The following is a 9,519-nucleotide window of genomic DNA, read 5'->3' as shown; positions in this document are numbered from 1 at the left end:
GTATGTCGCCGCCTTTCTTTATAGAATCCCCAATCTCGTATGAGGTTGGGGATTTTTTTGTTTGTATATTATTCCTTTTAAAAGAACTTATAAAAAAGTAATCTTTTTTTGTAACGTTTCATTCTATTTTATACTTACTATGTATATTATAACCCTATAAATACTACATAATTATGAAGCGTGTATTTTCTTTTATTTTATTATTTGTTTTAGTTAGTTTTCAGTGTATTGCTCAAGATATTAATATATCAGAGAAAAGCTTATTATGGGAAGTTTCTGGAAAGGGCTTGAACAAGCCTTCTTATGTTTTAGGTACATTTCACATTTTGTGTAAGGATGAATTAATTATTAGTGACAAAGTTCAAAAAGCTTTAGATAGCGCAGAGCAATTAGCTTTAGAGGTTAACTTTAGTGATCCTGTTGAATTGGCATATATGCAAAAAATGTTTGTTTCAGAGCAATCTTTATCTTCTCAATTGTCCCAGGAAGAGTTAGCTGAGTTTGGGGCTATTCTGAAGGAAGAATATAATTTAGAACTAGAGCAAGTAAATAACTTTTCAACTATAGCTTTGGTTGGATTAATGATGTCTAAGTTAGTGTCATGTGAAGTTAAAGGATATGATTTAGAACTTTTTGAAAAAGCATTGCAAGCTAATAAATCAATAATTGGTTTAGAACATTTCATTGATCAACAGAAAGTGATGGAAAGTATGTATTCCCCTAAAGAATTGGTTAATCAATTTAAAGAAGTTAATGCTTATAAGAAGAATTATAACGAGATGAAGCAATCTTTCTTAGATGAGGATATTGAAGCATTGTATGAGTTTGGAACAGACCCTAAGTTTGTACCAACTAAGTTTAAGAAAGACTTATTAGATAATAGAAATATTAAATGGGTAGCTAAGATGCCAGAAATAATGAAAGAGAAGTCAACAGTATTTGCTGTAGGAAGCGCACATCTTGGTGGAGAGTATGGAGTTCTGAAGTTATTAGAAAAAGAAGGATATCAAGTAAAAGCTGTTTATAATTAGTTAAGGTGAGCAAGATTTTAGAACGAACCTTTCTAGATCAAATTGAAAAGCATAAAGGTATTTTATATAAAGTATCTAAGATGTATATGGATAACCAAGAGGATCAAAACGATTTGTATCAAGAAATTGTTTTACAATTGTGGAAGTCTTATACTCGTTTTCAAGGGCAGAGTCAATTCTCTACTTGGATGTATAGAGTGGCTTTAAATACAGCTATTACTTATTTTAAGAAAGCTAAGCAAGTAGTTGGACGAAATGAAGCTTTTGATGAGAAAATGAAAAGTATGCAATCAAGTGAAGTTGATATGGATATAGAAAGCCAAGTACACTATTTGTATAAGGCTATCTATTTATTAAATGACGTAGAGAAGGCACTCGTATTTTTGTATTTAGAAGGATTCTCTCATCAAGATATAGGAAGAAATCTTGGTATTTCTGAAGGAAATGCTAGGGTAAAACTCAATAGAACAAAAAGTAAATTACAAGAAATTATTAAAGATCAAGGCTATGAATTTAGATGATTTAAAGAAGTCATGGCAGGAACAGGAACTGCCTAATGATATAGTAGCGTCTGAGAAGCTTAATGAAAAAGTAGGTTGTTTACCATTAGACAAGATAAGAGGGAATGTCAAAAAAGAGATTTGGATACAGGTTTTGAGTATTGTTTTTATAGCTTTTACTCCTCGTTTGTTACGTATAGATGATACTAGAATAGGAGGTTTTTATCTATTCTATGGAATATTTGTACTTATTACAGGATATTATATTTTGAAGATGTATCGCTTTTATAAAACATCTGCTTCTTTGGAATTAAACAGTAGAGACAGTTTATATGATAGCTATTACAATGTTAAGTTGTATATTCAAATGTATGAGAACTTTTGTTATTCTCTTATTCCTTTTGGTATTCTATTGCTTTTAGCTGTATCTCCTTCATCTCAATTAGATCTTATTTTGGGAGGTGATTTACATGCTTTAAAGTATTTAGGAATAGTGTCTATTATTATGGTTGTTCTAATTTATTTTATTGCCAAGTATTGGATTAAAAAACTATATGGACAATACCTGAAACAGATAGAAGATACCTTAAATCAGTTTAAGGAACAAGAATAAAAAAATCCCGATTACTATCGGGATTTTTGTTTGTATTAAGCTATATAAACTTCATCTTTTGAATTCTAACAGCATTAAGGATTGCTAGTAAGGCAACTCCTACATCTGCGAATACAGCTTCCCACATCGTAGCTACTCCACCTGCACCTAGTATAAGTACTATGACTTTAACCACTAAGGCTAGTGTAATATTCTGAATGACTATTTTACGTGTTTCTTTACCTATATGCATTGCAGTAGCAATCTTAGAAGGTTGATCAGTCTGTATCACGACATCAGCTGTTTCTATAGCTGCATCACTTCCTAATCCTCCCATTGCAATACCTACATCACTTAGCGCAAGTACAGGTGCATCATTTATTCCATCTCCTACGAATGCGATAGACATATTAGGATGTTCTTTTTTAAGCTTTTCTACTTGCTCTACCTTACCTTCAGGTAGCAAACCTCCTAATGCTAGATCTATATTGGTTTCTTTGGCTACTTTTTGAGTGATAGTATTTTTATCACCGCTTAGCATTACAGTTTTCTTCACTCCAAGAGATTTCATCAGCTTGATTGCATCCTTAGAGTCAACTTTAATCTGATCAGCAATTGTTATATATCCACTGTATTCTTTATTTATAGCAACGATAACGATACTTTCTACTATATCGTCTATCTCCGTTGGGTAATTAATGTTATAGTGCTTTAAAAGAGCTGTATTACCAACTAGTACTTCTTTGCCATCTACTTTACCCATTAATCCTTTTCCAGATATCTCATGTACCTCTTCTGCAGTTTTGGAAGTAGGATAAGCTTCTACAATTGCCTTCGCAATAGGGTGTGTAGATTGTTTTTCAATAGCAGACACAATACTTACAAATTCAGTTTGTTCAACAGTAGTTTCTACTTTTTGAACTTTGAATACTCCTTCTGTTAGTGTCCCTGTTTTATCCATTACTACGATGTCTAATTTAGCCATTAGTTCTAAGTAATTTGATCCTTTAAACAAGATACCGTTTCTAGAAGCAGCCCCTATTCCTCCAAAGTATCCTAATGGAACGGAGATTACTAAAGCACAAGGACAAGAAATTACTAAGAATACTAGTGCACGCTCTAACCATGTTTTAAACTCATATCCTTCTCCTAATACAAAATAAGGGATAATCGTCAAAGCTACAGCTAGAAAGAATACGATAGGAGTATATACTTTAGCAAATTTTCTAATATAAAGTTCTGTTGTAGCCTTTCGAGCACTTGCTTCCTGTACCATTTGAAGGATTTTAGCAAGAGAACTATCTTGATATAACTTTGTTGTTTTAACCTCGATTACATTCTGTAAGTTAATCATCCCAGTAAGAACAGTTTCTCCTTTCTCGTAAGTACTTGGCTTACTTTCACCTGTTAAGGCAGAAGTATTAAAGCTACCTTTGTCCGTTAATAGCTCTCCATCTAATGGAATCTTTTCACCTACTTTTACTTGGATAATCTCTCCGATACTTACTTGTTCTGGATTGACAACAGTGTATTCATTGTTTCTAAATACTGTTGCTTCATTAGGGCGTATGTCTAGTAGAGCCTTGATATTACCTTTAGCTTTATTTACAGCGCTCTCTTGGAATATTTCACCGATGGTATAGAATATCATTACAGCTACTCCTTCAGGGTATTCACCTATAAAGAAAGCACCTAGCGTAGCTACTCCCATTAATGAGAACTCATTAAAGAAATCTCCTTTGCCTCCTAACTTCACAGCTTCTTTTAGAACAGGGAATGCTACTGGTAGATAAGCGACGATATACCAAGATAACCTCAGTGTATTATTGTTGATAAACCAATCTGCTTTTATAATATTAGCAAGAAAGACTCCTATAAAAAACATAACTAAACTGAAGCCAACAAAGAGCTTCGTGTTTTCTCCTCCGTGGCTGTGGTCATGATCATGGTCGTGTCCATGATTATGATCACTATGGTTATGCGAGTGATTATGATTTGAATGTTCTTGACACATAATTTGATGATTTTTTGTTTTTGTTTAAAGCAAATGTACCACCTTATAATCATTATAAATAATGTCAAGCCATGTTTGCAATGCTGTTGCATTGCTTACTTATCTACGTAATTCTTTTTAAATAAGTACATTAAAGGGAAGCTACGACAGCACATCCACACTCCGAAAGCAATCCACACACTGTATAATTTGAAATCTAAATAATCAAACAGTAATAGAGTAGGGATGAACCCACAGAAGGTAGCAAACAGTAAATTATTGCGAAGTACTTTAGCATCTCCCATTCCCTTAAAGATTCCATCAAAGATATAAGCAAGAGAGTTGATAGGTTGCATAAAGAGAACTAACCAAAACACGCTTATAAATACCTTGATAACTTCAGGATCTTGATTGAAGAGTAAGCCGATTTGTCTATAAAAAATCGCACAGATAGCGATTAAGATCAGTGAAATAATAATAGCGTATTTACTGATACTCTTAGAGAGTGACCACATCGTCTGGTAGTTTTTTTCACCTGCTAGCCTTCCTGACATTGCATTACCAGCACTTGCATAGCCATCTATAAAGAAAGAGAAGAATAACCAGATATTCATCAGTATACTTTGTGCTGCGATGTAACTCTTGCCATAACCTGTGGCATAAGCATTAGCTAAATATATAGCTACATTAAGTGTTGCTGTACGAATAATAAAGTTAAAGCTCATAATGATTAATGGCTTTAGTGAAGGGTTAATCGTTCTTCTTACTTTTAGGTTAAAAGGAGTATGCTTAAAGAAGTAATAGAATGCCATAAGTAACATAATCGTCTGTGCAATCACACTAGCATAAGCTGCCCCTTTGATATGCATAGCGGGCAATATCCCCTCTATACCAAAGACAAAGTAGTACGTTAATACCACATTGATAATAGCTCCAGTTAAGCTACATTTCATTGCCCACATTGTATTCTGTAATCCCCTAAAAACCCCATATAGAGCGAAGGTAATTAGAGTAAGCGGAAATCCCCAAGCACGTATTAAGTAATATTCTTTAGCATAGGTTAGTAATAAGCCTTCTGCATTATAAGCGATAAAGATTTCGTGTACGAAGAAAGTAGTGAATATGAATAGCAGTACACTGAGGCAAAAGTTAAACAGTATAGCCTGTGGTACTAGGGTCTTTACAGCGAATATTCTATTGGCTCCTAGATGTTGAGATACGGTAGCAGATATAGAAGTTTTAGTTTGTGCTACGATCCATATTATCGCAGAAAGAAAAGATCCTACTAAGCCTACAGCACCTAATGCCTCTACACTATTTTCCTTTACATTACCGATGATGGCGATGTCAGTTAGAGAAATTAAGGACTCTGATACCCCTGCAAAAATAGCGGGTATAGCTAGTTTGTTAATTTCTTTAAAACTGATTGTAGTTTGCATATCTTATTGTTTTCAATAAAGTTGCAAAGGTCGGTTAAATAATAGACAATAAAAAACCAGCCTCCTATGCAGTACATAGAAGGCTGGTAAAAAAAAATGTCTCATTAAATAATTAAAAACGCATTCCTACACCAAAACCAATTAACATTGGATCTAATTTTACTTTTGCAGGAATATTTAACTGATCAACACCTGTTACACCTGGAGCCACTAAGTTAGTAGCATCAACAGTAACATCTGTTTTTAAGAATAACTTTTTGAAGTCAACGTTGATAAAGAATTTCTCTGTTAAATCAATATCAAAACCGAATTGGTAACCCCAACCAAATTTGTTGTCATATTTTATATCTTTCGCTACACCAGATTTTTCGTTATAGAAAATAGTATAGTTCACCCCAACCCCAACATAAGGTTTAAATACTTCACCAAATTTGTGGTGGTATTGGAACATTAATGTAGGAGGTAATAAGTATACACTTCCTAAATCTACGTTAGCTGTGCTAGGCCCTTGAGTAATTGGGTTGTCTAAACTTGACCCAATAGTTCCTACAGTATGTCTAGTAGTACCTAAGATTAACTCAGCAGCTAAGTTTTCTGTGAAGAAGTAAGTGAAATCTAATTCTGGGATAAAGTTGTTATTTACATCGATTTGTCCACCGATGATTCCGATATCTGCTCTGTTATGAGGAATAACACCTACTCCACGTAGACGCATTTGCCATTTATAATCTTGTTTCTCAGGTGCACTAGTCGTTTCTTGTGCGAATGTAGAACCGCTTACGAATAATGCAGCTCCTAAAATTGAAAGTAGTAACTTTTTCATAATTGAGATTTTAAATTTCTAGAGTAAAATTACTGTTAAATTTATATCTGAAATATGACTTTTATCATTTATATACTTTTTGTTGTAAAAAAAGTTTAAATATTAGCTAAATTTATAAAATATAATTTATTAAACTAAGTAGATTAGCTTCTAAATATAATATGTTTTGATATATCTATGGTTTAATTTATGTATTTGTGTGATTAATCTGTTAAAAATATAAAAATTATGAAAATATTAGTTGTAGGTGCTTCTTTAAAAGAAGAAAGATATTCTAATAAGGCAATAAAGATGCTTAGAGAATATGGACATGAGGTGATAGCCCATGGACTTAGAGAAGGAATGGTAGAGGATGTCAATATCCATACTAAATGGTATACAGGAGGAGATATCGATACAGTGACCTTGTATCTTAATCCTGCAAGGCAAGTAGAGTATTATGAAGAGATTATAAAACTAAAGCCTAGACGTGTAATCTTTAATCCAGGTACGGAGAATAATGAGTTTGTTCAGAAACTATCTGATGCTGGTATTAAGTCTGAAGAAGCCTGTACATTAGTATTACTACGTACAGAGCAGTTCTAGGGATAAAACAATAAAGGTCTTATGAATGCATAAGACCTTTATTGTTTTAATTTATTTTGTTTAATGCTTTGCTTTGACTAGTGCAGAGTAATAATAGTACTGTGATTAATCCATTGACAAGTATTAGCTCATTGTCAAAAACATATCCACCTAATAAAGTAGCAGAGTTGTTACTCAACCATAACGTCAAAAACGGCGCTAGTATACATATAATAGGTACTAACTTATCTTTGACAGTTCTATTATTAAATAGAATGGCGAAGGCGAATAGGCCTAATAGTGGTCCGTATGTATAAGAGGCTATCTTGAAAATCATACTTACTACAGAGGCATCGTTAATAGCATTGAATAATATAATCACTAAGAACATTAATAAAGAGAACACTAGGTGTACTACTTTTCTCTTCCATACATTAGACGCATCGTCTTTCTTCTTATCCATGTGTAAGAAGTCTATACAGAATGAGGTAGTCAATGCCGTCAGAGCAGAGTCTGTAGTAGCAAATGTAGCCGCTGTCAACCCTAATAAGAATATGATAGCAGGTACTATACTTAGATAGTTAAAAGCAATCTCTGGGAATAGTAAATCTGTTCTAGGCTTACCAGTAGCTAGATCTAGTGGTACTTGGATGCCGTTCTTCTCTGCGTAGATGTATAATAATGCTCCTACACCTAAGAAGAATAGGTTAATCACCACAAAGATGGCTGTGAAAGAATACATATTCTTTTGTGCTTCTTTGATGTTTTTACAGCTTAGATTTTTCTGCATAAGATCTTGATCTAATCCTACCATCGCTAGTGTTACAAATATTCCTCCTATAAACTGCTTTAAGAAATGGTATCTAGAAGAGATGAAATCCTCAAAGAAGAATATCTTAGAATAATTGCTATTTTTTATGGTTTCGAAGGCTTCTACGGCCGAAAGGTCTAGACTGTGACAGATAAAAATGATGGTGAATATAACAGAGGCAACTAAGAAGAAGGTCTGTAACGTATCTGTAACGATAATGGTTTTTAATCCACCTTTATAAGTATAAGCATAGATCAGTAATAGGGCAATCAGTACTGTAGCAAAGAAAGGTACTCCGAAATAATCGAATACATAGCGCTGTAATACGATAACGACTAGGTATAGTCTAAATGCAGAACCAATCGTTCTACTCAACAAAAATATAGAAGCCGCAGACTTATAACTATAATGCCCAAGCTTCTTCTCTATATAGGTATAGATAGAGACTAAGTTATACTTATAATATAAAGGGAGTAGCACAGAGGCAGTTAATAGAAAACCGACAGCATTACCTAAAACAAATTGAAAATACTTAAACTGTTCACCGTTAGGCGAGCCTACTTCTCCTGGCACGGATATAAAGGTTACCCCTGATAAGGCTGTCCCTATCATCCCAAAAGCGACTAAATACCATTTCGCATTTTTATTAGCACTAAAGAATGCGTCATTACTACTATCTTTTTTACTGATATAATGAGATATACCTATCAGTATTCCGAAGTAGATAATAATAATCGTGATAATGGTTATTGGAGTCATAATAAGTCAATTGTTTTATATGCTTAGAATCCAAAAGTAATTCTTTTTTAGAAATATCAACTATTGCTTTTATCGCTATGCATTATAGAATTAAGAGAGTTCTTCAGTGTAGTAGTAGTTTAGAGGAGTAGAGTTATTTATTAGTTTATTTTTTATCTTTGCAGTTATGGAATTCCCGTCAAAATTATTAGAAAAAGCAGTCGAAGAAGTATCACAATTGCCTGGGATAGGTAAGCGTACCGCATTACGACTAATGTTACATATATTAAAACAACCAGAGGAACAAACTCTACACTTAGCAGAAGCCCTATTAAAGCTTAGAAAAGATATTATCTTCTGCAAGAGTTGTTTTAATATATCAGATACAGAGCTATGTGATATCTGTGCTAACGAAGCACGCGATCACCAGACGATATGTGTCGTAGAAGATGTACGCGATGTAATGGCGTTAGAGAATACTCAGATATTTAAAGGAATATACCATGTGCTAGGAGGTAAGATTTCTCCTATAGATGGTATCGGACCTAGCCAATTAAATATCCAATCTCTAGTAGAAAAGGTAAAAGCAGGGGAGGTGAAAGAAATCATCTTTGCGTTGAGTTCTACCATGGAGGGAGATACGACCAACTTTTATATCTATAAACAGATAAAAGATACGGGTGTCATCACCTCTACTATCGCTAGAGGTATAGCAGTAGGGGATGAGTTAGAGTATGCAGATGAAGTGACCTTAGGTAGAAGTTTAGTACACCGTGTACCTTTTGAGAATGCATTTAAGGCTGTATAGTAGTACAATCTTTAAAAGTTAATCATAGAAGAGTAATTAGTAATTCATACCAATTGCTCTTTTTTTATGGATTTAAGTCTAAGATACATGTTATCTCGTTTAGAAATGTTTTTTTAGAGTATAGATACATTGAGGTCAGTAAGTAATAATATACCCTACTCTAACTTTATGTAGACCGTTTTGTAGATCATAAGATTATAAAAACAAGTGTACAGTTAAA

General features: G+C 33.5%; 9 protein-coding genes. 5 read left to right on the top strand and 4 right to left on the bottom strand.

The window, feature by feature from the left end:
* Positions 1–173: 173 nt before the first annotated feature.
* From MODO_RS08510 to MODO_RS08500, 3 genes are all read left to right on the top strand, one after another.
* The gene (locus MODO_RS08510) at positions 174–1,031 is read left to right on the top strand and encodes a TraB/GumN family protein (RefSeq protein ID WP_006260597.1); all 858 of its coding nucleotides are present in this window, start codon (positions 174–176) and stop codon (positions 1,029–1,031) included.
* A gap of 80 nt (positions 1,032–1,111) precedes the next feature.
* A complete protein-coding gene (locus tag MODO_RS08505) occupies positions 1,112–1,552 on the top strand; it encodes an RNA polymerase sigma factor (RefSeq protein WP_006257170.1) in 441 nt (146 codons plus the stop codon).
* Positions 1,539–2,144, top strand: a complete 606-nt coding sequence (locus MODO_RS08500; RefSeq protein ID WP_006257169.1) for a hypothetical protein — start codon at positions 1,539–1,541, stop codon at positions 2,142–2,144. Before MODO_RS08505 ends, MODO_RS08500 begins: the two co-directional genes overlap by 14 nt.
* A gap of 40 nt (positions 2,145–2,184) precedes the next feature.
* On the opposite strand, the gene MODO_RS08495 is transcribed toward MODO_RS08500, so the two are convergent.
* The 3 genes from MODO_RS08495 to MODO_RS08485 all read right to left on the bottom strand — a co-directional run bounded on the left by MODO_RS08495 (position 2,185) and on the right by MODO_RS08485 (position 6,378).
* A complete protein-coding gene (locus tag MODO_RS08495; protein ID WP_006260599.1) occupies positions 2,185–4,137 on the bottom strand; it encodes a heavy metal translocating P-type ATPase in 1,953 nt (650 codons plus the stop codon).
* Between the two features lie 95 nt (positions 4,138–4,232).
* Positions 4,233–5,555, bottom strand: a complete 1,323-nt coding sequence (locus MODO_RS08490) for an MATE family efflux transporter (protein ID WP_006257167.1) — start codon at positions 5,553–5,555, stop codon at positions 4,233–4,235.
* Positions 5,556–5,667: 112 nt separating this feature from the next.
* Positions 5,668–6,378 (bottom strand): OmpW/AlkL family protein, encoded by a 711-nt coding sequence (locus MODO_RS08485; RefSeq protein ID WP_006257166.1) that lies wholly within the window; start codon positions 6,376–6,378, stop codon positions 5,668–5,670.
* Between the two features lie 228 nt (positions 6,379–6,606).
* Here MODO_RS08485 and MODO_RS08480 point away from each other — a divergent pair, with 228 nt between their 5' ends.
* Positions 6,607–6,963 carry a CoA-binding protein gene (locus MODO_RS08480; protein WP_006260600.1) on the top strand — a complete coding sequence of 119 codons (357 nt, stop codon included), beginning with the start codon at positions 6,607–6,609 and terminating at the stop codon, positions 6,961–6,963.
* A gap of 46 nt (positions 6,964–7,009) precedes the next feature.
* On the opposite strand, the gene MODO_RS08475 is transcribed toward MODO_RS08480, so the two are convergent.
* Positions 7,010–8,512: a sodium:solute symporter gene (locus tag MODO_RS08475; RefSeq protein WP_006260601.1), complete on the bottom strand. Its 1,503-nt coding sequence runs from the start codon at positions 8,510–8,512 to the stop codon at positions 7,010–7,012.
* 166 nt (positions 8,513–8,678) lie between these two features.
* Here MODO_RS08475 and recR point away from each other — a divergent pair, with 166 nt between their 5' ends.
* Positions 8,679–9,299: a recombination mediator RecR gene (gene recR / locus MODO_RS08470; protein ID WP_006257163.1), complete on the top strand. Its 621-nt coding sequence runs from the start codon at positions 8,679–8,681 to the stop codon at positions 9,297–9,299.
* The last annotated feature ends 220 nt before the right edge of the window (positions 9,300–9,519 follow it).

The organism is Myroides odoratimimus, from assembly GCF_001485415.1.
Lineage (GTDB): Bacteria > Bacteroidota > Bacteroidia > Flavobacteriales > Flavobacteriaceae > Flavobacterium > Flavobacterium odoratimimum.
This window is presented reverse-complemented; position numbering and strand designations above follow the sequence as displayed.

Excerpts from the sequence above, each read along its gene's own strand:
- MODO_RS08510 (WP_006260597.1), top strand. The coding sequence starts at position 174 with ATGAAGCGTGTATTTTCTTTTATTTTATTATTTGTTTTAGTTAGTTTT.
- MODO_RS08505 (WP_006257170.1), top strand. The coding sequence starts at position 1,112 with ATGTATATGGATAACCAAGAGGATCAAAACGATTTGTATCAAGAAATT.
- MODO_RS08500 (WP_006257169.1), top strand. The coding sequence starts at position 1,539 with ATGAATTTAGATGATTTAAAGAAGTCATGGCAGGAACAGGAACTGCCT.
- MODO_RS08495 (WP_006260599.1), bottom strand. The coding sequence starts at position 4,137 with ATGTGTCAAGAACATTCAAATCATAATCACTCGCATAACCATAGTGAT.
- MODO_RS08490 (WP_006257167.1), bottom strand. The coding sequence starts at position 5,555 with ATGCAAACTACAATCAGTTTTAAAGAAATTAACAAACTAGCTATACCC.
- MODO_RS08485 (WP_006257166.1), bottom strand. The coding sequence starts at position 6,378 with ATGAAAAAGTTACTACTTTCAATTTTAGGAGCTGCATTATTCGTAAGC.
- MODO_RS08480 (WP_006260600.1), top strand. The coding sequence starts at position 6,607 with ATGAAAATATTAGTTGTAGGTGCTTCTTTAAAAGAAGAAAGATATTCT.
- MODO_RS08475 (WP_006260601.1), bottom strand. The coding sequence starts at position 8,512 with ATGACTCCAATAACCATTATCACGATTATTATTATCTACTTCGGAATA.
- recR (WP_006257163.1), top strand. The coding sequence starts at position 8,679 with ATGGAATTCCCGTCAAAATTATTAGAAAAAGCAGTCGAAGAAGTATCA.